The sequence below is a fragment of the Pseudomonas sp. OV546 genome (genome assembly GCF_900116845.1).
GTDB classification, from domain to species: domain Bacteria; phylum Pseudomonadota; class Gammaproteobacteria; order Pseudomonadales; family Pseudomonadaceae; genus Aquipseudomonas; species Aquipseudomonas petroselini.
Genome location: NZ_FPCE01000002.1, coordinates 365,194 through 391,631, shown reverse-complemented (window position 1 = coordinate 391,631; position 26,438 = coordinate 365,194). Strand labels below are relative to the sequence as shown.

At 60.3% G+C, this 26,438-nt stretch carries 27 protein-coding genes; 14 read left to right on the top strand and 13 right to left on the bottom strand.

Translation table 11 applies throughout. From position 1 onward, the window contains the following. Window positions 1-7 precede the first annotated feature (7 nt). Window positions 8-1,459 (bottom strand): Asp-tRNA(Asn)/Glu-tRNA(Gln) amidotransferase subunit GatA, encoded by a 1,452-nt coding sequence (gene gatA, locus BM403_RS07005; RefSeq protein ID WP_012722222.1) that lies wholly within the window; start codon window positions 1,457-1,459, stop codon window positions 8-10. 16 nt (window positions 1,460-1,475) lie between these two features. After that, the gene (gene gatC, locus BM403_RS07000) at window positions 1,476-1,763 is read right to left on the bottom strand and encodes an Asp-tRNA(Asn)/Glu-tRNA(Gln) amidotransferase subunit GatC (RefSeq protein ID WP_012722223.1); all 288 of its coding nucleotides are present in this window, start codon (window positions 1,761-1,763) and stop codon (window positions 1,476-1,478) included. 210 nt (window positions 1,764-1,973) lie between these two features. Between gatC and mreB the strand changes: the two genes are divergently transcribed. The 8 genes from mreB (at window position 1,974) to tldD (ending at window position 13,164) form a co-directional block, all read left to right on the top strand. Further along, complete coding sequence (mreB, locus tag BM403_RS06995) at window positions 1,974-3,011, top strand: rod shape-determining protein MreB (protein WP_002555108.1); 1,038 nt, start codon at window positions 1,974-1,976, stop codon at window positions 3,009-3,011. A gap of 140 nt (window positions 3,012-3,151) precedes the next feature. Beyond that, entirely contained in the window at window positions 3,152-4,252 is a 1,101-nt protein-coding gene (gene mreC / locus BM403_RS06990; protein ID WP_093542184.1) for a rod shape-determining protein MreC, read from the top strand. Next, on the top strand, window positions 4,252-4,740 hold the full coding sequence (mreD, locus tag BM403_RS06985; RefSeq protein WP_003171788.1) for a rod shape-determining protein MreD: 489 nt from the start codon (window positions 4,252-4,254) through the stop codon (window positions 4,738-4,740). The genes mreC and mreD overlap by 1 nt, the downstream gene beginning before the upstream one ends. A 51-nt stretch (window positions 4,741-4,791) precedes the next feature. Beyond that, window positions 4,792-5,388 carry a Maf family protein gene (locus BM403_RS06980; RefSeq protein ID WP_093542182.1) on the top strand — a complete coding sequence of 199 codons (597 nt, stop codon included), beginning with the start codon at window positions 4,792-4,794 and terminating at the stop codon, window positions 5,386-5,388. A gap of 70 nt (window positions 5,389-5,458) precedes the next feature. Then, window positions 5,459-6,916: a ribonuclease G gene (rng, locus tag BM403_RS06975; RefSeq protein WP_012722226.1), complete on the top strand. Its 1,458-nt coding sequence runs from the start codon at window positions 5,459-5,461 to the stop codon at window positions 6,914-6,916. 76 nt (window positions 6,917-6,992) lie between these two features. After that, the gene (locus tag BM403_RS06970; RefSeq protein ID WP_093542180.1) at window positions 6,993-10,808 is read left to right on the top strand and encodes a YhdP family protein; all 3,816 of its coding nucleotides are present in this window, start codon (window positions 6,993-6,995) and stop codon (window positions 10,806-10,808) included. Window positions 10,809-10,856: 48 nt separating this feature from the next. Beyond that, on the top strand, window positions 10,857-11,705 hold the full coding sequence (locus BM403_RS06965; protein WP_012722228.1) for a carbon-nitrogen hydrolase family protein: 849 nt from the start codon (window positions 10,857-10,859) through the stop codon (window positions 11,703-11,705). A gap of 16 nt (window positions 11,706-11,721) precedes the next feature. Continuing rightward, window positions 11,722-13,164: a metalloprotease TldD gene (gene tldD / locus BM403_RS06960; RefSeq protein ID WP_012722229.1), complete on the top strand. Its 1,443-nt coding sequence runs from the start codon at window positions 11,722-11,724 to the stop codon at window positions 13,162-13,164. Between the two features lie 45 nt (window positions 13,165-13,209). On the opposite strand, the gene yjgA is transcribed toward tldD, so the two are convergent. After that, complete coding sequence (yjgA, locus tag BM403_RS06955) at window positions 13,210-13,731, bottom strand: ribosome biogenesis factor YjgA (RefSeq protein WP_043204785.1); 522 nt, start codon at window positions 13,729-13,731, stop codon at window positions 13,210-13,212. Between the two features lie 108 nt (window positions 13,732-13,839). Between yjgA and pmbA the strand changes: the two genes are divergently transcribed. From pmbA to BM403_RS06925, 6 genes are all read left to right on the top strand, one after another. Beyond that, the gene (pmbA, locus tag BM403_RS06950) at window positions 13,840-15,186 is read left to right on the top strand and encodes a metalloprotease PmbA (RefSeq protein ID WP_043204787.1); all 1,347 of its coding nucleotides are present in this window, start codon (window positions 13,840-13,842) and stop codon (window positions 15,184-15,186) included. A gap of 152 nt (window positions 15,187-15,338) precedes the next feature. Beyond that, window positions 15,339-15,734 carry a hypothetical protein gene (locus BM403_RS06945; protein WP_012722232.1) on the top strand — a complete coding sequence of 132 codons (396 nt, stop codon included), beginning with the start codon at window positions 15,339-15,341 and terminating at the stop codon, window positions 15,732-15,734. Beyond that, the gene (locus tag BM403_RS06940) at window positions 15,727-17,103 is read left to right on the top strand and encodes a class II fumarate hydratase (protein WP_012722233.1); all 1,377 of its coding nucleotides are present in this window, start codon (window positions 15,727-15,729) and stop codon (window positions 17,101-17,103) included. Before BM403_RS06945 ends, BM403_RS06940 begins: the two co-directional genes overlap by 8 nt. A gap of 27 nt (window positions 17,104-17,130) precedes the next feature. Further along, a complete protein-coding gene (locus tag BM403_RS06935) occupies window positions 17,131-17,559 on the top strand; it encodes a hypothetical protein (RefSeq protein ID WP_012722234.1) in 429 nt (142 codons plus the stop codon). Between the two features lies 1 nt (window position 17,560). After that, entirely contained in the window at window positions 17,561-18,172 is a 612-nt protein-coding gene (locus BM403_RS06930; protein WP_012722235.1) for a superoxide dismutase, read from the top strand. Window positions 18,173-18,205: 33 nt separating this feature from the next. Next, complete coding sequence (locus BM403_RS06925; RefSeq protein WP_012722236.1) at window positions 18,206-19,099, top strand: ZIP family metal transporter; 894 nt, start codon at window positions 18,206-18,208, stop codon at window positions 19,097-19,099. A 36-nt stretch (window positions 19,100-19,135) separates the two neighbouring features. Here BM403_RS06925 and BM403_RS06920 read toward each other — a convergent pair whose 3' ends face one another. From BM403_RS06920 to BM403_RS06875, 10 genes are all read right to left on the bottom strand, one after another. Continuing rightward, window positions 19,136-19,408, bottom strand: coding sequence for an HPr family phosphocarrier protein (locus BM403_RS06920; RefSeq protein ID WP_012722237.1), 273 nt, complete (start codon window positions 19,406-19,408; stop codon window positions 19,136-19,138). A gap of 16 nt (window positions 19,409-19,424) precedes the next feature. After that, on the bottom strand, window positions 19,425-20,282 hold the full coding sequence (gene rapZ / locus BM403_RS06915; protein ID WP_012722238.1) for an RNase adapter RapZ: 858 nt from the start codon (window positions 20,280-20,282) through the stop codon (window positions 19,425-19,427). Between the two features lie 2 nt (window positions 20,283-20,284). Continuing rightward, window positions 20,285-20,749, bottom strand: coding sequence for a PTS IIA-like nitrogen regulatory protein PtsN (ptsN, locus tag BM403_RS06910; RefSeq protein ID WP_012722239.1), 465 nt, complete (start codon window positions 20,747-20,749; stop codon window positions 20,285-20,287). A gap of 10 nt (window positions 20,750-20,759) precedes the next feature. Further along, the gene (gene hpf, locus BM403_RS06905) at window positions 20,760-21,065 is read right to left on the bottom strand and encodes a ribosome hibernation-promoting factor, HPF/YfiA family (RefSeq protein WP_003171804.1); all 306 of its coding nucleotides are present in this window, start codon (window positions 21,063-21,065) and stop codon (window positions 20,760-20,762) included. Between the two features lie 147 nt (window positions 21,066-21,212). Then, complete coding sequence (locus tag BM403_RS06900) at window positions 21,213-22,706, bottom strand: RNA polymerase factor sigma-54 (protein ID WP_012722240.1); 1,494 nt, start codon at window positions 22,704-22,706, stop codon at window positions 21,213-21,215. A 185-nt stretch (window positions 22,707-22,891) separates the two neighbouring features. Next, window positions 22,892-23,617, bottom strand: a complete 726-nt coding sequence (gene lptB, locus BM403_RS06895) for an LPS export ABC transporter ATP-binding protein (RefSeq protein ID WP_003171806.1) — start codon at window positions 23,615-23,617, stop codon at window positions 22,892-22,894. Further along, window positions 23,617-24,150 (bottom strand): lipopolysaccharide transport periplasmic protein LptA, encoded by a 534-nt coding sequence (gene lptA, locus BM403_RS06890; protein ID WP_012722241.1) that lies wholly within the window; start codon window positions 24,148-24,150, stop codon window positions 23,617-23,619. Before lptA ends, lptB begins: the two co-directional genes overlap by 1 nt. Beyond that, entirely contained in the window at window positions 24,137-24,709 is a 573-nt protein-coding gene (lptC, locus tag BM403_RS06885) for an LPS export ABC transporter periplasmic protein LptC (protein ID WP_012722242.1), read from the bottom strand. The genes lptA and lptC overlap by 14 nt, the downstream gene beginning before the upstream one ends. Before the next feature lie 8 nt (window positions 24,710-24,717). Beyond that, on the bottom strand, window positions 24,718-25,242 hold the full coding sequence (locus tag BM403_RS06880) for a KdsC family phosphatase (RefSeq protein WP_010213109.1): 525 nt from the start codon (window positions 25,240-25,242) through the stop codon (window positions 24,718-24,720). Next, window positions 25,243-26,217, bottom strand: a complete 975-nt coding sequence (locus tag BM403_RS06875) for a KpsF/GutQ family sugar-phosphate isomerase (RefSeq protein WP_012722243.1) — start codon at window positions 26,215-26,217, stop codon at window positions 25,243-25,245. It lies immediately after the preceding gene. Between the last annotated feature and the right edge of the window lie 221 nt (window positions 26,218-26,438).

Sequence of the window (26,438 nt, the reverse complement as noted above, 5' to 3'; positions counted from 1 at the left end):
GTTCTCCTCAGAAGCCGGTAGGGGTGCGAGTGTGCCAGTCGGTGTTCAACTGGTACTGGTGCGCCACATTGAGCAGGCGGCCTTCCTGGAAATACGGGGCGAGCAATTGCACGCCGACCGGCAGGCCATCGACGAAACCCGCGGGCATGGACAAGCCCGGCAGGCCCGCGAGGTTGGCGGTGATGGTGTAGAGGTCTTCCAGGTACTCGGCAATCGGGTCGCCGGTCTTGGCGCCGATCTTCCAGGCCGGGTTCGGCGTGGTCGGGCCGAGGATCACGTCGACTTCTTCAAAGGCCGCCATGAAGTCGTTCTTGATCAGGCGACGGATTTTCTGCGCCTTGAGGTAGTACGCGTCGTAGTAGCCCGCCGACAGGGCGTAGGCCCCGACCATGATCCGGCGTTGTACTTCGGCGCCGAAGCCTTCGCCACGGGAGCGTTTGTACAGGTCGGTGAGGTCTTTCGGGTTTTCGCAGCGGTAGCCGAAGCGCACGCCGTCGAAACGCGACAGGTTGGAAGAGGCTTCCGCTGGCGCGATCACATAGTAGGCAGGAATCGCGTGCTGGTTGTTCGGCAGGCTGATTTCCTTGATCACTGCACCGAGGCCTTCCAGCGTCTTGACGCTGTTGTGCACCAGCTCGGCGATACGCGGGTCGAGACCGGCGCTGAAGTATTCCTTCGGCACGCCGATGCGCAGGCCCTTGATCGAGGTGTTCAGGCTGGCGCTGTAGTCCGGCACGGGCTCATCGATGCTGGTGGAGTCCTGTTTATCGAACCCGGCCATACCTTGTAACAAAATTGCGCAGTCTTCAGCAGTGCGGGCCAGGGGGCCGCCCTGATCCAGGCTGGAGGCGTAGGCGATCATGCCCCAGCGGGAAACGCGACCGTATGTCGGCTTCAACCCGGTAAGGTTGGTGAACGCCGCCGGCTGGCGGATCGAACCGCCCGTGTCGGTGGCCGTGGCAGCCGGCAGGAAACGCGCGGCAACGGCGGCGGCCGAACCACCGGACGAACCACCGGGCACGTGGTCGAGGTTCCACGGGTTTTTCACCGCGCCGTAGTAGCTCGACTCGTTGGCCGAACCCATGGCGAACTCGTCCATGTTGGTCTTGCCCAGGGTCACAGCCCCGGCGGCAGCCAGCTTGGACACCACGGTGGCGTCGTAGGGGGCCTTGAAGTTGTCGAGCATCTTCGAGCCGCAACTGGTGCGAATGCCCTGGGTGCAGAACAGGTCCTTGTGGGCGATAGGGGCGCCCAGCAGTGCGCCCTGTTCACCGTTGGCGCGACGTGCGTCGGCAGCCTTGGCCTGGCTCAAGGCCAGCTCTTCGGTGAGGCTGATGAAGCTGTTGACCTTCGGATCGTGCTCGGCGATACGCGCCAGCAGGGTCTTGGTCAGCTCTTCGGAAGAAAACTTTTTGTCGGCGAGACCGCGGGCGATCTCGGCCAGAGTCATGTGATGCATTGCAGGCTCTTTCCCTTTAGTCGATGACTTTCGGAACCAGGTACAGGCCGTTTTCGACCGCTGGCGCGATGGACTGGTAGGCCTCGCGATTATTACTTTCGGTCACGACGTCTGCGCGCAGGCGCTGGCTGGCTTCCAGCGGGTGAGCCAGGGGCTCGATGCCGTCGGTATTCACGGCCTGCATTTGGTCGACCAGCCCGAGAATACTGTTCAGGGCTGCGGTGGTCTGTGGAAGATCGTCTTCATTCAGGCCAAGCGAGGCCAAATGCGCGATTTTTTCCACATCGGAGCGTTCAAGCGTCATGGGAATCTCCAGTGGAAAACAGAACGGAGGCTGTCCGTGTGTTAGATTGTCGGAACACTACCGCATTTCTACGGTCTTACGGCCGCGATTGTGGGGGTTGGTGCACAGAAAGTCGGCCAATTTAGCACATTGGCGCCTTGCCCAAAATCCCTGTCGTTGTTAGAGTTTGCCGCACTTTTTTACCCACGCGTTGCCTAGGGTCCCTTTCCCATGTTCAAGAAACTGCGTGGCATGTTTTCCAGCGATCTTTCCATTGACCTGGGCACTGCCAACACCCTTATTTACGTGCGCGAGCGCGGTATCGTCCTGAATGAGCCATCGGTTGTGGCCATTCGGACCCATGGTAATCAGAAAAGTGTCGTTGCCGTCGGCACCGAGGCCAAGCGCATGCTCGGCCGTACACCAGGCAATATTGCTGCCATTCGTCCGATGAAAGACGGCGTGATCGCCGACTTCAGTGTCTGCGAGAAGATGCTGCAGTACTTCATCAACAAGGTTCACGAAAACAGTTTCCTGCAGCCCAGCCCTCGTGTGCTGATCTGCGTTCCATGCAAATCCACCCAGGTTGAGCGTCGTGCCATCCGTGAATCGGCCCTTGGTGCCGGTGCTCGCGAAGTGTTCCTGATCGAAGAGCCGATGGCTGCTGCGATCGGTGCCGGCCTGCCGGTAGAAGAAGCCCGCGGTTCGATGGTGGTGGATATCGGTGGTGGTACCACTGAAATCGCCCTGATTTCCCTGAACGGTGTGGTGTATGCCGAATCCGTACGCGTAGGCGGCGACCGTTTCGACGAAGCGATCATCACTTATGTGCGTCGTAACTACGGCAGCCTGATCGGCGAATCCACCGCCGAGCGCATCAAGCAGGAAATCGGTACCGCTTATCCGGGCGGCGAAGTGCGCGAAGTCGATGTTCGCGGTCGCAACCTGGCCGAAGGCGTTCCACGTGCCTTCACCCTGAACTCCAATGAAGTGCTGGAAGCTCTGCAAGAGTCCCTGGCTACTATCGTTCAGGCCGTGAAGAGCGCCCTGGAGCAATCGCCGCCGGAACTGGCTTCCGATATCGCCGAGCGTGGGCTGGTGCTGACCGGTGGTGGCGCCTTGCTGCGCGACCTCGACAAGCTGCTGGCCCAGGAAACCGGCTTGCCGGTGATCGTCGCCGAAGACCCGCTGACCTGCGTCGCCCGTGGCGGTGGCCGTGCACTGGAAATGATGGATAAACACACCATGGACCTGCTTTCCAGCGAATAAGCATTTGCTGATTAGCCCATGTTTCGCCCGCAGGCAGCACTTTGCAGTGCTGCCTGTTGGCGTTTATCTTCTTCAATCTGCATCCAGGCCGGTTAGATGCCGTATGAATAAAGAGAACATTTGCCTGGGAGGAGCGGCTTATTAAACCGCTTTTCGCCAAAGGCCCCTCATTGGGCGTACGCTTGTTGGTGCTGGTCGTGCTTTCGGTCGCGCTGATGGTGGTCGATGCCCGCTTTGCACTGCTCAAGCCCGTGCGTAGCCAGATGTCGCTGGTGTTGATGCAGACTTACTGGATCACCGACCTGCCACAACGTCTCTACCAGGGCGTGGCCAGCCAATTCGGCAGCCGCACCGAGCTGGTCGCCGAGAACGAAAAACTCAAGACCGAAAACCTGCTGTTGCAGGGGCGCATGCAAAAGCTCGCGGCCCTCACCGAGCAGAACGTTCGGCTGCGCGAGTTGCTCAATTCCTCCGCACTGGTCAACGAAAAGGTCGAAGTGGCCGAGTTGATCGGCATGGACCCCAACCCCTTCACCCATCGCATTATCATCAACAAGGGTGAGCGCGACGGTGTGGTCCTTGGCCAGCCGGTGCTCGATGCCCGTGGCCTGATGGGCCAGGTGGTTGAGCTGATGCCCTACACCTCACGGGTGTTGCTGCTGACGGACACCACCCACAGCATTCCGGTGCAGGTGAACCGCAACGGCCTGCGTGCGATCGCCAGCGGCACCGGTAACCCTGAACGGCTGGAGTTGCGCCATGTGGCCGATACTGCCGACATCAAGGAAGGCGACTTGTTGGTCAGTTCCGGCCTGGGTCAGCGTTTCCCGGCGGGTTACCCGGTGGCGACCGTCAAGGAAGTGATCCACGATTCCGGCCAGCCGTTCGCCATTGTGCGTGCCGTGCCTACCGCCGCCTTGAACCGCAGCCGCTACCTGCTGCTGGTGTTCAGTGACAACCGCACCCCGGAAGAGCGCGCCAACGACGCCGCCCAGGCCCAGGAGGCGGAAGACAAGCAAAACGGTACAGCGCCGATCGTTCCCACAACCGTGCCGAAACCGGCATTCGTGGGGCCGCCCGCGCCTGTCGCTGCTCCGGCAGCGCCGGTGGCCACCCCGGTCAAACCGGCAGCCCACAGCGCCCGCCCGGTTAAACCGACAACGACTAAGCCACCGGCCACCACGCCTGCAGCCAAGCCTCCGGCAAACGCGCCGACCACCACGCGGCAGAGGGAGGAATAATGGCCGGTACTCATTCGCGCAATGGCTGGATCGTCTGGCTGACCTTCGCCATTGGCTTGTTGCTCAGCGTTTCGCCGCTGCCGCAGTTCATGGAAATCCTGCGCCCGCTCTGGCTGGCTTTGCTGCTGGCCTTCTGGTCGCTGAACCTGCCGCACAAAGTGGGTATGGTCACGGCGATGTTCCTGGGCTTGGCCGAGGATGTGCTCTATGGCACCTTGCTGGGCCAGAACGCGTTGATCCTGACCCTGATCACCTTCCTGGTGCTGTCGTTGCAGCAGCGCCTGCGCATGTTCCCGATGTGGCAGCAGTGCCTGGTGATCCTGGTGATCTTCGGCCTGGCGCAGCTTGTTCAACTGTGGCTCAGCGCCTTGACCGGCAATCGCCAGCCAACCCTGGCGCTGGTGCTGCCGGCCCTGGTCAGTGCCTTGCTGTGGCCGTGGATCAGTTTCGGTCTGCGCGGGCTGCGTCGTCGTTATAAAATCAATTGAATGGATTGCGAGGCTCTGCCTGGTTATCGAACCCTACAGGGAGAGTCTGCAATGAATTCGCTTTACTTGGCCTCGGGCTCTCCGAGGCGGCGTGAACTGCTGACCCAGATCGGTGTGCCCTTCACCGTGGTCAGCGCCGCCATTGATGAAACGCCTCTTACAAACGAAACCCCTGTTTCCTACGTCGAGCGCCTTGCGCGCGGCAAGGCAACGACGGGTTTTGCTGCGCTTGAGCACACGACAGGCGCCTGCGTGCTGGGCGCCGATACCGCCGTGATTGTCGATGGCAAGATCCTCGGCAAACCGGTGGATCAGGCCGATGCCCTGGCCATGTTGACGGCCTTGGCGGGACGCGAACATGAAGTCCTTACCGCCATCGCGCTCACTGATGGCCAGCGCTGCGAAACGCGATGTGTCAGCAGTCGAGTGCTTTTCCGTGGGATTTCCGTCGAGGAGGCCACAACCTACTGGCACAGTGGCGAACCCCATGACAAAGCGGGCGGCTATGCTATCCAAGGCCTGGGTTCGGTGTTTGTGGCCGGGCTCAATGGCAGTTATTCCGCTGTGGTAGGCCTGCCGGTGTGTGAAACCGCGCAACTGCTCGATCAATTCGGCATACCCTGTTGGCAAAACATCACCGCGCGCTGAACGCCGTACGCCAGCGCCCAGCCTTAAGCGATCGGTCACTATTGTGAAAACGCCTGAACGAGACCCAGCCATGAGTGAAGAGATTCTGATCAATATCACGCCGATGGAATCGCGCGTGGCGGTGGTAGAGAACGGTGTTCTGCAAGAAGTGCACGTGGAGCGAACCCAGAAGCGCGGAATTGTCGGCAATATCTACAAAGGCAAGGTGGTGCGCGTATTGCCGGGCATGCAGGCGGCATTCGTCGACATCGGCCTGGACCGCGCGGCGTTTATCCATGCTTCGGAAATTTCCCTGCGCGAAGGCCCTGCGGTAGAAAGCATCAGCGCCCTGGTGCATGAAGGGCAAAGCCTGGTGGTACAAGTCACCAAGGACCCCATCGGCTCAAAGGGCGCACGCCTGACCACTCAGCTGTCGATTCCGTCGCGTTACCTGGTTTATATGCCGCGCACTGCCCATGTCGGCATTTCCCTGAAAATCGAAGACGAAGCCGAGCGCGAACGCCTGAAGAAGGTGGTCAGCGACTGCGTGGCGGCCGAAGGCATCAAGGAGGCGGGCGGTTTTATCCTGCGTACCGCCGCCGAAGGTGCCGGTGCCGATGAGATCCTGATGGACATCCGCTACCTGCGACGCCTGTGGGACCAGATCGATGCCCAGATCAAGACCATCAGTGCGCCAAGCGTTATTTATGAAGACCTGGGCCTGGCCCTGCGCACGCTGCGCGATTTGGTCAGCCCCAAGATTGAGAAAATTCGCATCGACTCGCGGGAAACTTTTCAGCGCACCACGCAGTTTGTTGCCGAGCTGATGCCGGAAATTGCCGACCGCCTGGAACATTACCCTGGCGAGCGACCGATCTTCGACCTGTATGGCGTCGAAGACGAAATCCAGAAGGCCCTTGAGCGCAAAGTGCCGCTCAAATCCGGCGGCTACTTGGTGGTCGACCCGGCGGAGGCCATGACCACCATTGACGTCAACACTGGTGCGTTTGTCGGCCATCGCAACCTTGAAGAGACCATCTTCAAGACCAACCTCGAAGCGGCGACCGCGATTGCCCGCCAGCTGCGCCTGCGTAACCTGGGCGGCATCATCATCATCGACTTCATTGACATGGAAGACGAAGAGCACCAGCGCCAAGTGTTGCGTACCCTCGAAAAGCAGCTGGAACGCGACCACGCCAAGACCAATATCATCGGCATCACCGAGCTGGGCCTGGTGCAGATGACCCGCAAGCGCACCCGCGAAAGTCTCGAGCAAGTGCTGTGCGAGCCGTGCAGCAGTTGCCAGGGGCGCGGTAAGTTGAAGACCCCGGAAACGGTTTGCTACGAGATTTTCCGGGAAATCTTACGAGAGGCACGTGCCTACCAGGCCGAAGGTTATAGAGTGCTCGCCAACCAGAAAGTGGTCGACCGGTTGCTGGACGAAGAGTCCGGTAACGTGGCCGAACTGGAGGGGTTTATCGGGCGCACCATTCGTTTCCAGGTTGAAACCATGTATTCACAGGAACAATACGACGTGGTGCTGCTCTGATCCTCATTCGTTTACTTTTCAAGAGACCGGCAGACCTTGATCTGCCGTCCGACTACCGCCTTGAGGGTCGCCTGACATGGAGCGTCTGATACGCTTTTTTGCCGCTTTGACCCGTTGGGGCCTGGGCCTCTGCGCGTTGCTGCTGGTATTGGCGGCGGTGTACGTGAGCCTCGGTCGTGAGTTGACCCCGCTGGTGGCCGAGTACCGTGCCGAAGTCGAGGCCAAGGCCCAGGCTGCGGTGCAGATGCCTTTGCACATCGGCAGCCTCGAAGGCCGCTGGAGCGGCTTCGCGCCGGTATTGCTGGCCCATGATGTGATGGTGGGCGAGGGCAGCAGTGCCTTGCGCCTGGACCAGGTCGAAGTGGTGCCGGATATCTGGGCCAGCCTGATGGCCCGCGAAGTCCGCATTGCGCATCTGCAGGTCAGTGGCCTGCAGCTCAGCGTCAAGGAAGACAAGGACGGGCATTGGGCACTGCAAGGCCTGCCGGTGCAGGACGACCAGCCGCTGGACCCGGAGCAGTTGCTCAAGCGCATGCAAGTGGTCAAGCGCGTGTCCCTGCTCGACAGCCAGGTGACGTTGCAACCGTTTGACCATGCACCGGTGACCCTTACCTATGTCGGCCTGAGCCTGCACACCGGCGCCACCCGCCAACGCCTGGACGCGCGCCTGACCCTGCCCGACGGCCAGCCCCTTGCCGTCAGCCTGCGCACCCGTATTCGCGCCAGCCAGTGGAAGGAGGGTGAAGTCCAGGCCTACCTGAGCCTGCCGCAAAGCGATTGGGCCAAGTGGATTCCGGCCAAGCTGACCCAACAGTGGAAACTCACCCAATTCAAGGCCGGCGGCGAATTCTGGCTGAACTGGGCCAAGGGCACCGTGCAGAGCGCGGTGGTGCGTCTCAACTCGCCGCAGGTGAAGGGCAGCTACGCCGACCGTAAGCCTGTCCATATCGAAAATCTCGCGCTCACCGCTTACCTGCAACGCAGTGACACCGGCCTCAAGGTGCTGTTCGACTCGCTGGCGATGAACCTGGGGGAGACCCGCTGGGAATCTCGCCTGCAAGTGCAACAGCGCCTGGCCACCGACAAGGAGCAGGAAGTCTGGAAGCTCCAGGCTGACCGCCTGGACCTGACGCCGATCACACCACTGCTCAACGCCCTGGCGCCGCTGCCGGAAGGTTTTGCCAAGACGATCCAGCACCTCAAGGCCACAGGCCTGCTACGCAATGTGCTGGTGGATTTTCGGCCTCAAGACACTACCGATCAAAAAGTCAGCTTCGCCGCTAACCTCGAGCGCATCGGTTTTGATGCCTACTTCGGCGCGCCGGCTGCGCGTAACGTGTCCGGCAGCATCAGCGGCGACCTGGGCCATGGCGAGTTGCGCATGGACAGCAAGGACTTTTCCCTGCACCTCGATCCGATCTTTGCCAAGCCCTGGCAGTACATCCAGGCGAATGCGCGCCTGACGTGGAAACTGGACAAAGAGGGGTTCACCCTGATTGCGCCGTATATCAAGGTGCTGGGGGAAGAGGGCAAGATCGCCGCCGATTTCCTGATTCGCCTGCATTTTGATCACAACCAGGAAGACTACATGGACCTGCGGGTCGGCATGGTCGATGGCGATGGGCGCTTCACGCCCAAATACCTGCCGGCGGTGTTGAGTCCTGCGCTGGATGAGTGGCTACGCACCGCGATCCTCAAGGGCGCAGTGGATGAAGGCTTCTTCCAGTATCAAGGTTCGTTGAACCACGATGCGCTGCCGGCCTCGCGCAATATCAGCCTGTTCTTCAAGGTGCATGATGCCGAACTGGCCTTCCAGCCGGGCTGGCCTCATGTCAGCAAGGTCAAGGGCGAGGTGTTCGTCGAGGAAAGTGGTGTGCGTATCCTGGCCAGCAAGGGCCAGTTGCTCGACACCAAGGTCAAGGACATCTACGTCAATATTCCCCACGCACCTGAAGGCAAAGACAGCCATCTGCTGCTCACGGGTGGGTTTGCCGGTGGCTTGGGCGATGGTCTGAAAATCCTCCAGGACGCGCCGATCGGCACGGCATCGACGTTTGCCGGCTGGAAAGGTGAGGGCGACTTGCAAGGCAGCCTTGACCTGGACATTCCGCTGGCCAAGGGTGCAGAGCCGAAAATCGTGGTGGACTTCAAAACGGATAAGGCGCGCCTGCAACTGGCTGAGCCCACCTTGGACCTGACCCAGCTCAAGGGCGACTTCCGTTTCGACAGCGCCAAGGGCCTCAGTGGCCAGAACATCACAGCCCAGGCGTTCGACCGGCCAATCACCGCGCAGATCTTTGCCGACGGCAAACCGGGCAACATCAGCACACGCGTGGTTGCCAAGGGCCAGGTGACGGTCAAGCGGCTGACGGATTGGCTGAAAATTACCCAGCCGTTACCGGTGTCCGGCGATATTCCGTACCAGTTGCAACTGACTCTGGACGGCGCCGACAGCCAGTTGATGGTCAGCTCCAACCTCAAGGGCGTGGTAGTGGACTTGCCGGCGCCGTTCGGCATGCCGGCCAGCCAAGGGCGTGACAGTGTGTTCCGCATGACGTTACAAGGGGCCGAGCGCCGTTATTGGTTCGATTACGGTGAGTTGGCCAACTTTACCTTTGCTGCGCCGCCGGACAAATTCAATGACGGTCGCGGTGAGCTGTTCCTTGGTGATGGCGACGCCGTGCTACCGGGTGCCAAAGGATTGCGCATTCGCGGTGTGTTGTCGGAGCTCGATATCGATCCCTGGAAGAAACTGGTGGAGCGTTATGCCGGCAACGATCCGGGCGGCAGCGCGAAGCAATTGCTCAGCGGCGCCGACTTCAAGGTAGGCAAGCTGACTGGGCTTGGCACCCAGTTCGATCAGGTCACTTTGCAGCTGGACCGCAAACCTGCGGCGTGGGGTTTGCAACTCGACAGCCAGCAGGCCAAGGGTACGGTTAACGTGCCCGACGCCAAAGGCGCGCCGATTGCGATCAACCTGCAATACGTGAAGCTGCCGGCGGTGGACCCAACGGTGCAAGCGGACGAAAACGCGCCGGACCCCTTGGCGAGTATCGATCCCAAGGATATTCCCGCGCTGGATATCGCCATCGACCAGTTGTTCCAAGGCCCGGACCTGATAGGTGCGTGGTCGCTGAAGATTCGCCCGACGGCCAAGGGCCTGGCCTTCAACAACCTGGACCTGGGCCTCAAGGGCATGCAGCTCAAGGGCGCCGGTGGTTGGGAAGGTGCGGCGGGTGACAGCAGCAGTTGGTACAAGGGCCGCTTGGACGGCAAGAACATTGGCGATGTGCTCAAGGGCTGGGGTTATGCGCCCACCGTCACCAGCCAGGACTTCCACCTGGATGTGGACGGACGTTGGCCCGGTTCGCCGGCCTATGTGGGGCCCAAGCGTTTCTCCGGCAGCCTGGATGCGGCATTCCGCAATGGCCAGTTTGTGGAAGTGGAAGGCGGCGCCCAGGCCCTGCGGGTATTCGGCCTGCTGAACTTCAACTCCATCGGGCGCCGGCTGCGCCTGGACTTCTCGGACTTGCTCGGCAAAGGCTTGAGTTATGACCGGGTAAAAGGCTTGTTGGCGGCCAGTAACGGTGTGTTCGTGACCCGTGAGCCGATCACCATGACCGGGCCTTCCACTAATCTGGAACTGAATGGCACCCTGGACCTGGTGGCTGACCGGGTTGATGCCAAGTTGCTGGTAACGCTGCCGGTGACCAACAACCTGCCGATCGCGGCGTTGATCGTTGGCGCGCCCGCGATTGGCGGTGCGTTGTTCCTGATCGACAAGTTGATTGGTGATCGGGTTTCCCGCTTCGCCAGCGTGCAATACAAAGTGGAAGGGCCATGGAAGGACCCGAAAATCACCTTCGACAAGCCATTTGAAAAGCCAAACTGAGAGCCTGTGGAGTAGCATGGCCGTACGCCCCTTACGGAGAGTCGGCCCATGTCCTTTGCGGTAATTCAAATGGTCAGCCAGAGCGATGTGCTGGCCAACCTGGCCCAGGCCCGTCGCTTGCTGGAGCAGGCTGCGGCAGGCGGTGCAAAGCTGGCGGTGCTGCCGGAAAACTTCGCTGCCATGGGCCGCCGCGACGTGGCGGATATCGGTCGCGCCGAGGCGCTGGGCGAAGGCCCGATCCTGCCATGGTTGAAACAGACCGCCCGCGACCTCACCTTATGGATAGTGGCGGGGACTTTGCCGCTGCCGCCGAAGGATCAACCGCACGCCAAGTCCAACGCTTGCTCGCTGCTGGTCGACGATCAGGGCGAAATCGTTGCCCGTTACGACAAGCTGCACCTGTTCGATGTGGATGTCGCCGATGCTCGCGGTCGTTATCGCGAATCCGACGACTATGCTTTCGGGGGCAATGTGGTGGTGGCGGATACGCCCGTCGGTCGCTTGGGCCTGACGGTGTGTTACGACTTGCGCTTCCCCGAGCTGTACAGCGAATTGCGCGCGGCGGGGGCCGAATTGATTACTGCGCCGTCGGCGTTTACGGCAGTGACCGGCGCGGCGCACTGGGATGTGCTAATTCGCGCCCGTGCCATCGAGACCCAGTGCTACCTGCTGGCGGCCGCCCAAGGTGGCGTGCATCCTGGGCCACGGGAAACCTATGGCCATGCAGCGATTGTCGACCCCTGGGGACGCGTGCTGGCACAACAGGATCAAGGCGAAGCGGTGCTGCTGGCCGAACGCGATAGCAGTGAACAGGCGTCGATAAGGGCGCGCATGCCGGTGGTCAACCATCGGCGCTTTTTCTCGCAGGGCGCACAGCGACCTGCTTCGGAACGATGAATTTAAGGCCCTACCTATGAGCGAGTTGTTGTCCTCAGTCAGTGAACACCTCCTGGCACCCGGTGGCGTGACCATCGAAAGTTTGCAAACCGTGCTGGGCGATCTCGCCGGGCCCGGCATCGACGCGGCCGACCTGTATTTCCAGGGCCAGATCTCCGAGTCCTGGGCCCTTGAAGACGGGATCGTCAAGGAAGGCAGCTTCAACTTGGATCAAGGGGTGGGTGTCCGTGCGCAATCCGGTGAAAAAACCGGTTTTGCCTACAGTAACGCAATCACCCTGGAAGCCTTGGGCCTGGCGGCGCGTGCCGCGCGTTCGATCTCCCGTGCCGGGCAAAATGGCACGGTGCAGGCATTCAGCACCCAGGACGTGGCGCAGTTGTACGCGCCGGATAATCCCCTGGAAGTGATCAGCCGTGCGGAAAAGGTCGAGTTGCTCAAGCGTATCGACGCCGCCACCCGTGCCCTTGACCCGCGTATCCAGCAAGTCACCGTCAGCATGGCGGGTGTGTGGGAACGAATCCTGGTGGCGTCCACCGATGGTGGCCTGGCGGCCGATGTGCGGCCGTTGGTGCGTTTCAATGTCAGTGTGATCGTCGAACAGAACGGTCGCCGCGAACGCGGTGGGCATGGCGGCGGCGGGCGTACCGACTACCGTTATTTCCTCACCGACGACCGTGCCATGGGCTACGCCCGTGAAGCGTTGCGCCAAGCATTGGTCAATCTGGAAGCCATTCCGGCGCCGGCCGGTACCTTGCCGGTGGTGCTGGGTTCGGGCTGGTCCGGCGTGCTGCTGCACGAGGCCGTCGGCCATGGCCTGGAAGGTGACTTCAACCGCAAGGGCAGTTCGGCCTACAGCGGGCGCATGGGCGAGATGGTTGCGTCCAAGCTCTGCACGATCGTGGATGACGGCACCCTGGCCGGGCGCCGTGGTTCGCTGAGCGTCGATGACGAGGGCACGCCGACCGAGTGCACCACCTTGATCGAGAACGGTGTGCTCAAGGGCTACATGCAAGACAAACTCAACGCCCGCCTGATGGGCGTGGCACGCACCGGTAACGGTCGTCGTGAATCTTACGCGCACCTGCCGATGCCACGCATGACCAACACCTACATGCTCGGTGGCGAAAGCGATCCTGCGGAAATCATCGCCTCGGTGAAACGCGGCATCTACTGCGCCAACCTCGGTGGCGGCCAGGTGGATATCACCAGCGGCAAGTTCGTGTTTTCCACCAGCGAGGCGTACCTGATCGAAGACGGCAAGATTACCGCGCCGGTCAAGGGCGCAACGTTGATCGGTAATGGTCCGGAAGCCATGAGCAAGGTGTCGATGGTGGGTAACGACCTGTCGCTGGACAGCGGCGTGGGTACGTGCGGGAAAGATGGGCAGTCGGTGCCGGTGGGTGTCGGCCAGCCAACGCTGAAGATTGATGCGATCACCGTGGGTGGCACGGGGTCGTAAGCGGTGGAGCTTCGGGTGGCGAAGACCGCCACCCGGGGAAGGGCATCAACGCAGGCCGCGTTGAGTCTCGTCCAGCTCACGGATGTATTTGAAGATTTTACGGCTGGTGGCCGGCGCCTTGTTATGCGCCTGCTCGTGCTGGGCTTGACGGATCAGGGAACGCAGTTGCTGGCGGTCCGCGTCCGGGTAGTCCAACACGAATTTCTCCAGCACCCCGTCATCGCCCGCGATCAGGCGGTCACGCCAACGCTCCAGGTTATGGAAGCGTTCGTTGTACTGGCGAGTGGAGGCATCGGTTTGATCAAGCAAAGCCAGAATGGCGTCAGTGTCCTGATCGCGCATGAGTTTGCCGATAAACATGATGTGCCGTTTACGCGCGATATTCGCGGTGTGCTTGGGTGCGTCCGCAAGAGCCCGGCGCATTTCGTCGGTCAGTGGCAGTTTTGCAATCAAGTCTTTCTTGAGCGTTGTAAGGCGCTCGCCCAGGTCAACCAGAGCATGCAGCTCACGTTTGACCTGGGTTTTGCTTTTCTCCCCATCGAGGGAGTCGTCGTAAGAATCAACCATGGTGGCAGTCCGCAAAGAAACGCCGCCATGATAACCAGTCGGGGGCCGCTTGTCCGGCCCGGTCGCTCGATGGCCTTAACCGAAAGCAGAATTTGAGTGGAGAAAACCATGAGTGCAGCCCAAAGCGTCGGTCCACAAGCGTTACCGGCACTGCAGGAACAAGTCGAGCAGATCCTTGCCGAGGCCAAGCGCCAGGGGGCCAGTGCCTGTGAAGTGGCGGTATCGCTGGAGCAGGGGTTGTCGACATCGGTTCGTCAGCGGGAAGTGGAGACGGTTGAGTTCAACCGCGACCAAGGCTTTGGCATCACCTTGTATGTCGGACAGCGCAAAGGTTCTGCCAGTACCTCGGCCAGTGGCCCGGAAGCGATTCGCGAGACCGTCGCGGCGGCGTTGGCGATTGCCAAGCACACCTCTGAGGATGAAAGCTCGGGTTTGGCCGACAAGGCACTGATGGCCAAGGACTTGAAGGATTTTGATCTGTTCCACGCCTGGGACATCACGCCCGAGCAGGCCATCGAGCAGGCGCTGACGTGTGAAGCGGCGGCGTTCGATGCCGATGCCCGCATCAAGAACGCTGATGGCACCACGTTGAGCACCCATCAGGGCTGTCGCGTGTATGGCAACAGCCATGGTTTTATCGGCGGTTATGCGTCGACTCGTCATAGCCTGAGCTGCGTGATGATCGCCGAGGCCAACGGCCAGATGCAGCGCGATTACTGGTATGACGTGAACCGCCAGGGCGATTTGCTGGCAGACCCGGTCAGCATCGGCCAGCGTGCTGCACAGCGTGCGGCGAGCCGCCTGGGCGCGCGCCCTGTGCCGACCTGTGAAGTGCCGGTGCTGTTTTCGGCGGAACTGGCCGGTGGCTTATTTGGCAGTTTCCTGGGAGCGATCTCCGGTGGCAACCTGTACCGCAAGTCCTCGTTCCTGGAAGGGGCGATTGGCCAGAAACTGTTTCCCGAGTGGCTGACCATCGATGAACGTCCCCACCTGATGCGTGCTATGGGGAGCACGTCGTTTGATGGCGATGGCTTGGCGACTTATGCCAAGCCGTTCGTCGAAAGCGGCGAGTTGGTCTCCTACGTCCTGGGCACTTATGCCGGGCGCAAACTGGGCCTGCCAAGCACTGCCAACTCCGGCGGGGTGCATAACCTGTTCGTCACCCATGGCGACGAAGACCAGGCGGCGCTGTTGCGGCGGATGGGGCGTGGCCTGCTGGTGACTGAGTTGATGGGGCACGGGCTGAACATGGTCACGGGCGATTATTCCCGTGGCGCGGCGGGTTTCTGGGTGGAAAACGGCGAGATTCAGTTTGCCGTCCAGGAAGTGACAATCGCCGGCAACATGCGCGATATGTTCAAGCAGATCGTTGCCGTCGGAAACGACCTGGAACTGCGCAGCAATATCCGTACGGGTTCGGTGTTGATCGAGCGGATGACCGTCGCCGGTAGCTGATCCTTCCAACACGCTTCAACAAAAAAGGCGCGCCATCTTCAAGATGGCGCGCCTTTTTTTGTGGCCGCGTGTCAGTGGGATTAACGTGCCGCTCTTGTTTTGATTCTCAATATCATTTAATAATAAATATCATTACCGAATGAGTGTGGATCATGAGCTCTGTCCTGCATGAGGATCCTTACCTTGAAAGCTGGCGCTGGATGAGTCGCCAGATTCGCTGCGGCCTCGATCCCAACGAGCCGCGCCTGATCGAACATTACCTCAATGAGGGTCGATACCTGGCGTGCTGCACCGCGACCCATCCGTGGACGATCGCTGAAACCTCATTTCGCCTGTTGCTCGACACCGCCAGCGATATCGCACTGCCCTGGCACTGGCGCTCCGTGTGCCTGGACCAGGCCTGGCGCCCCCTGCGTGACCTGGAAAAACTCTCCCACTGTGCCTGCCGCCTCAAGCGCTGGCAGACCTTTGCCTGGCAATTGGCTACCTGCGAATTGCTGCCGTCTATTTCTGTTTCTGACCTGGTGCAAGGATCTAACGATGAGTAACACCCGTATCGAACGCGACAGCATGGGCGAACTGCAAGTGCCTGCCGAGGCCCTGTATGGTGCGCAAACCCAACGCGCGGTGAACAACTTTCCGATCAGCAACCAACGCATGCCGGCGCAATTCATCCGTGCCCTGATCCTGGCCAAAGCCGCTGCAGCCAAGGTCAACGTCGATCTCAAGCAAATCAGCGAAGGGCAGGGCAAGGCCATTGTCGATGCCGCCCAGGGGTTGCTGGAAGGCGACTTCATGCAGCACTTCCCGGTGGATATCTTCCAGACCGGCTCCGGCACCAGCTCCAATATGAACGCCAACGAAGTGATTGCGACCCTCGCCAGCCGTGTGCTGGGCGAGTCGGTCAACCCGAACGACCACGTGAATTGCGGCCAAAGCAGCAACGACATCATTCCAACCACCATCCACGTCAGCGCCGCGTTGGTCTTGCACGAGCAAACGCTGCCGGCCCTGCTGCACCTGGTGCAGGTGATCGAGCGGAAGGCTGAAGAGGTTCACCCGTTCATCAAGACCGGCCGCACGCACCTGATGGACGCCATGCCGGTGCGCATGAGCCAGGTGCTCAACGGCTGGGCGCAGCAGCTCAAGGCCAATATCGGTCATCTGCAGGACCTTCTGCCGAGTCTTCAGGCGCTTGCCCAGGGCGGCACGGCGGTCGGTACCGGGATCAACGCCCACCCTGAATTTGCTGCGCGTTTCAGCCAGCAACTGAGCAGCCTGACCGGCGTGAAATTCACCCCCGGCAAAAACCTGTTCGCCTTGATTGGCTCCCAGGACACTGCCGTTGCCGTGTCCGGTCAATTGAAGGCCACCGCCGTGTCGCTGATGAAAATCGCCAACGACCTGCGCTGGATGAACTCCGGTCCGCTCGCCGGCTTGGGTGAGATTGAGTTGGAAGGCCTGCAGCCTGGCTCTTCGATCATGCCTGGCAAGGTCAATCCGGTGATTCCTGAAGCGACTGCCATGGTCGCCGCGCAAGTCATCGGGAATGACACGGTGATCACCGTCGCCGGTCAGTCGGGCAATTTCGAGCTGAACGTGATGCTGCCGATCATCGCGCAGAACCTGTTGAGCAGCCTTGAGCTGCTGGCCAACGCCAGCCACCTGCTGGCGGACAAGGCCATCGCCAGTTTCAAGGTCAATGAAGCGAAGCTAAAAGAAGCGCTGTCGCGCAACCCGATCCTGGTCACCGCACTCAACCCGATCATCGGTTATCAAAAAGCTGCTGAAATCGCCAAGAAGGCCTATCAGCAAGGCCGTCCGGTGATTGACGTCGCTCTCGAGCACACCGACTTGCCGCGTAGCCAACTGGAGATCCTGCTGGACCCGGAAAAGCTCACGGCCGGCGGCGTGTAATCACCGACCCTGCTTTGGAGGCTCACCATGGAGCACTGGAAACGCACGATCGAACGGGCCAATCGCTGCTTTATGGCAGGCGAGCTGGTCGACGCTCGCGAGGCCTATTTGCAAGCCCTGGCCCTGGCCCAAGTGTTGTTCGAACGCTGGGCGGATGCCGACGAAGCAGTGGCGGCGTGCGTCATTTCCCATCACAACCTGGCGGACCTGCACCTGCGCCTGAACCAACCGGAGGAGAGCGCGGAATACCTCTGCGCTATCCACCAGCGCCTGCTGCAGACCATGCAGGACCCGCGACTCAGCCCGCAGTTGCGGGAAGCGGCCTTGCGCCAGAGCAGCAAAACCTACGTCGAGCTGTTGAATTTCATCAGCGATCACGGCGAGTACCCGCGTACTCATCGCTTGCTGGGCGGCACTGCGGCACAGCCGACCACTCCTCAATACGGAGCACATTGATATGACTTACACCTTGCCTGCCTTGCCTTACGCGTACGACGCCCTGGAGCCGCATATTGATGCGCAAACCATGGAGATCCACTACAGCAAGCATCACCAGACTTACATCAACAACCTCAACGCTGCGGTAGAGGGCACTGAATTCGCCGGCTGGCCGGTCGAGAAGCTGGTGTCCAGCGTGCAGCAACTGCCGGAAAAACTGCGTGCCGCCGTGATCAACCAAGGCGGCGGCCATGCCAACCACTCGTTGTTCTGGGCGGTGATGTCGCCCAAAGGTGGTGGCAAACCCGAAGGTGCATTGAGCAAAGCCATTGATGAACAGCTTGGCGGTTTTGATAGCTTCAAGGAGGCCTTCACCAAAGCGGCGTTGACGCGTTTCGGCAGCGGTTGGGCGTGGCTGAGTGTCACCCCGCAAAAAACCCTGGTGGTGGAGAGCAGCGGCAACCAGGACAGCCCACTGATGAACGGCAACACGCCGATCCTCGGCCTGGACGTGTGGGAACACGCCTATTACCTGCTGTACCAGAACCGCCGCCCGGAATACATCAACGCCTTCTACAGTGTTATCAACTGGCCAGAAGTTGCAGACCGCTACCAGGCCGCCGTGGCCTGACATCCACCTTCATAACAAGACCTAAGGCCGACTATGGGCACTGAAACACTGGCGATCAGCAGCGGGCGAATGTTTCGTTATGCGTTTGGCTCGCTGCTGCTGCTGGCAGGTACTGCATTGCTGGTGGCCCACGGGCTGGCCTGGCTGGACCTGGAACCGCGGATTCTACGCGCCCTGCAGGGCGGCTCCATTTGCGCGCTCGGCACTGCGCTCGGTGCGGTCCCGGTGCTGGTGATTCGCCATATGCCGGTGGCGTTGAGCGATACATTGCTGGGCTTTGGTGCGGGGGTCATGTTGGCGGCGACGGCGTTTTCGCTGATCGTGCCGGGCATTGCCGCGGCAGAAGGCTTGGGGCTTTCGCCCTGGAGCGCCAGCGGCTTGATCAGCTTCGGCATCATGCTGGGAGCGTTCGGGCTGTATCTGGTTGACCGCAAGGTCTCCGGCGCCAGTCCGGAAATGCTGGTCGGCACGCCGGATAAACCGGTGATCCCGCCGCGTATCTGGCTGTTTGTGTTTGCCATCATCGCCCACAACATTCCCGAAGGCATGGCGGTCGGTGTATCCGCTGGCGGCGGTATGCCGGATGCCGACAGCCTTGCCATGGGGATTGCCCTGCAAGACGTGCCCGAAGGCCTGGTGATTGCGTTGGTCTTGGCCGGGGCAGGCATGTCGCGGGTCAAGGCGTTCCTGATCGGCGCGGCGTCAGGTCTGGTGGAGCCCGTGTTTGCAGTGCTCTGTGCCTGGCTGGTAAGCCTGGCAGAAGTGCTATTACCGTTGGGCCTTGCCCTGGCCGCTGGTGCGATGCTGCTGGTCGTCACTCACGAGGTGATCCCCGAGTCGCGCCGCAATGGTCACGAAAAGCTCGCCAGCCTGGGTTTGTGCATCGGTTTTTGTTTGATGATGGTGATGGACACGGCGCTGGGGTGAGGTCGTTGCGACTTCATCCCGCCTCAAAGGGTGAGTTTACTCACCCTCATCAAAGTAGTTATTGATCAGCGCCACCAGGGCGTCCATCGCTTCCTGCTCTTGCTCACCTTCTGTCTTCAAGTGAATCTTGGTGCCTTTGCCGGCGGCCAGCATCATCATGGCCATGATGCTTTTGCCATCGACCATGGACTCTGGCGTGCGTCCGGCGCGGATCTGGCAAGGGAACTGTCCTGCAACGCCGACGAACTTGGCTGACGCCCGGGCGTGCAAGCCCAGCTTGTTGATGATTTCAATTTCCAGAGCGGGCATCGCGCAGGTGTTCCTTTCAGCTGAGGTCGCGGTGGCGGACCTGGACGTTCTTGAGGGTTTTTTGCAGCACCTGGCCCAGGCGCTCGGTCAGATAGACGGAGCGGTGGTGACCGCCGGTGCAGCCGATGGCAATGGTGACATAGGCCCGATTGCTGGCAGCAAATCGGGGTAACCATTTGAGCAAGTAGCTGGAAATGTCCTGGAACATCTCCTCCACATCCGGTTGTGCAGCCAGGTAATCGGCGACGGGCTGATCCAGTCCGGACTGATCACGCAGTTCCGGCTTCCAATAAGGGTTGGGCAGGCATCGCACATCGAATACCAAGTCGGCGTCCACCGGCATGCCGCGCTTAAAACCAAACGACTCCACCAGAAACGCCGTGCCTGGCTCCGGCTGGTTCAGCAGGCGCAGCTTGATGGCATCGCGCAGTTGGTACAGGTTAAGGCTGGTCGTGTTGATCTTGAGGTCGGCGAGGTCAATGATCGGTCCCAGCAGCTTGGTTTCATCTTCGATGGCTTCTGCCAGCGAGCGATGAGGGCTGCTGAGGGGGTGACGCCGGCGGGTTTCGGAGAAACGCTTGAGCAGTGTCTCTTCGTCGGCATCCAGGTACAGCACATCGCAATGAATGTGCTTGGCCCGCACTTCCTCGAGCAATTGCGGGAATCGCTCCAGGTGGCTGGGCAGGTTGCGGGCATCAATCGAAACGGCGACCAGGGGTTGAGCCAGTTCGGTGTGGATCAACGCGCGTTCTGCCAATTCCGGCAGCAGGCCGGCGGGCAGGTTGTCGATGCAATAGAAACCGTTGTCCTCAAGAACATTGAGGGCGGTACTTTTACCCGAGCCGGAGCGGCCGCTGACGATGATCAAGCGCATGGTTACTGCCCGTTCTGTTCATCCAGGACAACCTGGTACAGCGCCTCATTGCTGCTGGCGCTGCGCAGTTTGTCGCGTACGTCCTTGCGGTCGAGCATGCTGGCGATCTGCCGGAGCAGTTCCAGGTGCGCATCGGTGGCAGCTTCCGGGACCAGCAGAACGAACAGCAGGTCGACCGGGGCACCGTCGATGGCGTCGAAATCGATAGGGGCGTCCAGGTGCAGCAGGGCGCTGACAGGTGTCTCGCAGCCTTTGAGGCGGCAGTGGGGAATGGCGATGCCGTTGCCAAAACCGGTCGAGCCAAGTTTTTCACGGGCAATCAGTGCCTCATACACAGCTTGCGTATCCAGTTCGGGCACTTCACGGCCGATCAGGTTGGCAATTTGTTCGAGGGCGCGTTTTTTACTGCCGCCCGGCACGTTCACGAGGGAACGGCCGGGGGTCAGGATGGTTTCAAGTCGGATCATGGGGGGAGAGTTAACGACCTGTACCTTGCATCAGGTGCAGATTCTTTTCCTTATGCTTTATGAGTTGGCGGTCCAGCTTGTCGTAGAGCGAGTCGATCGCCGCGTACATGTCTTCATGTTCCGCATTGGCGACGAGCTTGGCATTCGGAACATGCAGGGTGGCCTCGATTTTCTGCTTGAGCTTGTCGACCTCCATGATGACCTGCACGTTGGTGATCTTGTCAAAATGCCCCGCAAGCTTGTTCAACTTGCTTTCGGTGTACTCACGCAGGGGCTTGGTAACTTCCAGTTGGTGTCCACTGATGTTGACTTGCATACAGCTTCTCCTTCGTTGCCAGTGCATAACGCGACGGGTAGGAATACCCGCCACTGGTCTGCATTTTAAAACTGCCTGCGCGTCGATCTTGCCTGATCGCCGCTCGGCGAGTTTCAAAACGCATCCCGGAACGCTGTGGCCCGCCCGTCACATCAAACGCTTACGCTCGCTGGAAGGCGCGATCCCAAGGGATTCGCGGTACTTGGCGACGGTTCGACGGGCGACCTGAATGCCTTGTGCCTCCAGTAAACCAGCGATCTTACTGTCACTCAATGGCTTTTTCTGATTTTCAGCAGCAACCAGTTTTTTGATGATCGCGCGGATCGCCGTGGACGAGCATTCACCGCCTTCGGAGGTGCTGACGTGGCTGGAGAAAAAGTATTTCAGTTCATAAATACCCCGAGGGGTATGCATGAATTTTTGCGTGGTCACCCGGGAAATCGTTGATTCATGCATGCCGACCGCTTCGGCGATGTCATGCAGCACCAGCGGTTTCATCGCTTCGTCGCCGTACTCCAGGAAGCCGCGCTGATGCTCGACGATCTGGGTGGCGACTTTCATCAGGGTTTCGTTTCGGCTTTGCAGGCTCTTGATGAACCAGCGCGCTTCCTGCAACTGGTTGCGCATGAAGGTGTTGTCGGCACTGGTATCGGCGCGACGTACGAAGCCGGCGTATTGCGGGTTCACCCGCAGGCGCGGCACCGATTCCTGGTTCAGCTCTACCAGCCAGCGCTCGTTGTCCTTGCGCACGATCACATCGGGAACCACGTATTCGGCTTCGCTCGATTCGATTTGTGAGCCAGGACGCGGGTTGAGGCTCTGTACCAGCTCGATGACCTGGCGCAGGTCGTCTTCCTTGAGCTTCATGCGGCGCATCAACTGGCTGTAGTCGCGGCTGCCCAGCAGGTCGATGTAATCGGTCACCAGGCGCTGGGCTTCGGCGAGCCAGGGGGTCTTGGCCGGTAATTGGCGCAATTGCAGCAACAGGCATTCGCTGAGGGTGCGTGCGCCGATGCCGGCGGGCTCGAACTGTTGGATGCGGTGCAGGACGGCTTCGATCTCGTCCAGCTCGATATCCAGCTCCGGATCGAAGGCTTCAAGAATTTCTTCGAGCGTCTCGTCCAGGTAACCCTGATTGTTGATGCAGTCGATCAGGGTCACGGCGATCAAGCGATCGGTGTCCGACATCGGCGCAAGGTTCAGTTGCCACAGCAGGTGGCTCTGCAGGCTCTCGCCAACGGAGGTGCGGGTGGTGAAGTCCCACTCATCATCGTCATTGCTGGGCAGGCTGCTGGCGCTGGTCTGGTAGACGTCTTCCCAGGCCGTGTCGACCGGAAGCTCGTTGGGAATGCGTTCGTTCCATTCGCCTTCCTCAAGGTTATCCACCGTAGGGGCGGTTTCCTGGTAGGAGGGTTCCTGCACGTCGGGATTGGGTTTTTGCTCGATATTATCGGCCAGCGGGTCTGCATTATCGAAGTCGTCGCCTTCCTCCTGGCGTTCGAGCATCGGATTGGACTCCAGGGCCTCCTGGATTTCCTGTTGCAGGTCCAGGGTCGACAATTGGAGCAGGCGGATGGCCTGTTGCAGCTGCGGTGTCATCGTCAGCTGCTGGCCCATTCTCAGGACTAGCGATGGTTTCATGGCAGGGGCTTAACACCTTATTCGCCGGCGCAATGCGCCATCCACGACAGGGCGCGTGAGCGCCAAACATAAGCAAATTATATGCCTGATGTCGGGGGCTTTGCCTAGAGCGCGGTAACAATAAAAATCCGGAGGTTTTCATTGACTCCCGCGCGCCTTGGCGAACAGCCGTGACACCACGGTGTTTACAGGCGGAACTCGTGACCCAGGTACACTTCCTTGACCAGCTCGTTGGCCAGGATGGTGGCGGAATCACCTTCGGCGATCAGCTGGCCATCGTTGACGATATACGCTGTTTCGCAGATATCGAGGGTCTCACGGACGTTGTGGTCGGTGATCAGCACGCCAATGCCCTTGGCCTTGAGGTGATGGATGATCTGCTTGATGTCGCCCACCGAGATCGGGTCGACGCCCGCAAACGGTTCGTCCAGCAGGATGAACTTGGGCGCAGTGGCCAGGGCGCGGGCGATTTCCACACGGCGACGCTCACCGCCGGACAGGCTCATGCCGAGGTTGTCGCGGATATGGTTGATGTGGAACTCCTGCAGCAGGCTTTCCAGCTCCTTGCGACGGCCGTCACGGTCGAGCTCCTTGCGGGTCTCGAGGATGGCCATGATGTTATCGGCGACCGACAGTTTGCGGAAGATCGACGCTTCCTGCGGGAGATAGCCGATACCGGCGCGGGCGCGGCCGTGCATCGGCTGGTGGCTCACGTCCAGGTCGTCGATCAGTACGCGGCCCTGATCCGCCTGGACCAGACCGACGATCATGTAGAAGCAGGTGGTCTTGCCGGCGCCGTTAGGGCCGAGCAAGCCGACGATCTGGCCGCTGTCGATCGACAGGCTGACGTCGCGCACGACCTGACGGCTTTTATAGGCCTTGGCCAGATGCTGGGCTTTCAGGGTTGCCATTACTCGGCCTTCTTCTTCGGCTGGATGACCATGTCGATCCGTGGACGAGGTGCAGTGACCTTGTTGCCATTGGCGCGACCGGCGTTAGCGATCTGTTTCACGGTGTCATAGGTGATCTTTTCACCTTCCGTGGAGTTGCCGTCCGGGCTGAGTACTTTCGCCTGGTCGATCAGTACGATGCGGTTCTGCTGGGCGTGATACTGGATGGTCTTGCCGTAGCCCTTCATCGGACCGGTATCGGCAGCGGACTGCTTCTGTTCGAAGTAAGCCAGGTTGCCGACCGAGGTCACCACATCAATGTCGCCAGCCGGGGTGCGAGTCAGGGTCACGGTATTACCAGTGATCTTCATCGAGCCTTGGGTGATGATCACGCCGCCGGTATAGGTGGCGACGCCTTGTTTATCATCCAACTGCGCATCGTCAGCCGAGATGTGGATCGGTTGCTGGCTATCGTTCGGCAGAGCCCAGGCGCTCACGCTTCCCAGTGCTGCGCCCAGACCGAGCAAAATAGGGAGAGTTTTAACGAGCCTCATACTGTCCTCTTACGTTCGATAGCAGGTGTATCCTGCTTTCTTTCAAATACGCTTTCATTCCCTTGCCAGTCGATACACCGCCAGCGCCGTCGATTCTAACGTCTTGCTCGGTCTGCGCATATTGCTTCTGCGGGAATACGGTCATGCGACTGCTGGTAATCACGGTCTCACGTTTTTTATCGTCAGTGCGCGCAACGCGCACCGAGTCGATCAGTTCCACCTCGGTACCGTCCGGGTTGACCTCGCCACGTTTGCTGGTGACGTGCCATGGGAACTCGGTACCGCGGTAAATGTTCATGTCGGGGTTGGTCAGCAGGGTGACTTCGCTGGCCTTGACGTGTTCGACCTTGTCCGAGGTCATCTCGTACTGCACTTTGCCGTCGGGCAGGAACTGCACGCTCTTGGCATTGGTGGCGTAATAGTCGATAGCGCCTTCGTCAACCTGCGCGGCAGGCTGGTCGAGAAAGCGCTCCGGGCTGATATTCCAGTAGCCCACCGCCAGGAACAGCGCGGCGATGACCCCGAATAACAGGAAGTTGCGAATCTTTTTGCTCAGCATAAAACGCTCTATAAGTAGGCGGCGTGGGCCGCTTCAAGGCTACCCTGGGCTCGCAGGATCAGCTCGCAGAATTCGCGTGCGGCGCCTTCACCGCCACGGGCGGTGGTGATGCCATGGGCGTGCTCGCGAACAAAGGCTGCCGCGTTGGCGACCGCCATGCCCAGGCCCACTCTGCGGATCACCGGCAAGTCGGGCAAGTCATCGCCCAAGTAGGCGACCTGCTCATAGCTTAGGTTGAGTTGGCCAAGAAGCTCGTCCAGAACCACCAGTTTATCCTCGCGGCCCTGATACAGGTGAGGAATCCCCAGGTTTTGTGCGCGACGTTCCACAACGGGGGTTTTTCTGCCGCTGATAATCGCCGTTTGCACGCCCGACGCCATCAGCATCTTGATGCCCTGGCCGTCGAGGGTGTTAAAAGTCTTGAATTCACTGCCGTCTTCGAGGAAGTACAAGCGGCCATCGGTCAGCACGCCGTCAACGTCGAAAATCGCCAGCTTGATGTTTTTACCGCGTTGCAACAGGTCGCTGGTCATTTACATCACTCCCGCACGCAGCAAGTCGTGCATGTTCAGGGCGCCAATCGGGCGGTCGTCGCCATCGACCACCACCAGTGCGCCGATCTTGTGGTCTTCCATGATTTTCAAGGCCTCGGCTGCCAGCATTTCGGGGCGCGCGGTCTTGCCGTGAGGTGTCATCACTGCGTCGATGCTGGCGGTGTGGATATCGATGGTGCGGTCCAGGGTGCGGCGCAAGTCACCGTCGGTGAAGACCCCGGCCAGGCGGCCATCGGCTTCCAGGATCACCGTCATGCCCAAACCCTTGCGAGTCATTTCCATCAGCGCGTCCTTCAGCAGGGTGCCGCGCTGGACGTGGGGCAGCTCATCACCCGAGTGCATGACGTTTTCCACTTTCAGCAGCAGGCGGCGGCCCAGGGCGCCCCCCGGGTGCGAAAACGCAAAGTCCTCGGCGGTAAATCCACGCGCCTCCAGCAGTGCCACGGCCAGGGCATCACCCATCACCAGGGCGGCGGTGGTGGACGAAGTCGGCGCCAGGTTCAGCGGGCAGGCTTCGTGGTCCACGTGAACGTTGAGGTTGACTTCGGCGGCCTTGGCCAGCGTCGATTCCGGGTTGCCGGTGATGCTGATCATCTGGATGCCCAGGCGCTTGATCAGCGGCAACAGGGTCACGATTTCGTTGGTGCTGCCGGAGTTGGACAACGCCAGGATGATGTCATCCTTGGTGATCATGCCCATGTCGCCGTGACTGGCTTCGGCGGGGTGCACGAAAAACGCGGTGGTCCCGGTGCTGGCCAGGGTGGCGGCGATCTTGTTGCCAACGTGGCCTGACTTGCCCATGCCGACCACGACAACGCGGCCCTTGCTGGCCAGAATCATCTCGCAGGCGCGTACGAAATCTGCGTCGATATGCGCCAGCAAGCCTTCTACGGCTTCAAGCTCGAGGCGGATGGTGCGTTGTGCGGATTGAATAAGGTCGCTGGATTGGCTCATGTCTGAAATCGTATAGCCTGACGAAAAGTCGGCGATTATAGCGGTAATGATCAATTCCCTCACGCAAGTTCGTCAGGGTTTGTTCGCGGTGCGCTTGGGATTCCCTCCTTAGTAACATAGCTGGCAACGTTTTTTCCCTGTCCTGGATCTGAACAAGCACTGTTCCGGCCTTGGGCGCCCTGTACCAGCAGTGATATAGTTCGCCGCCAGTTCGGTCCGCT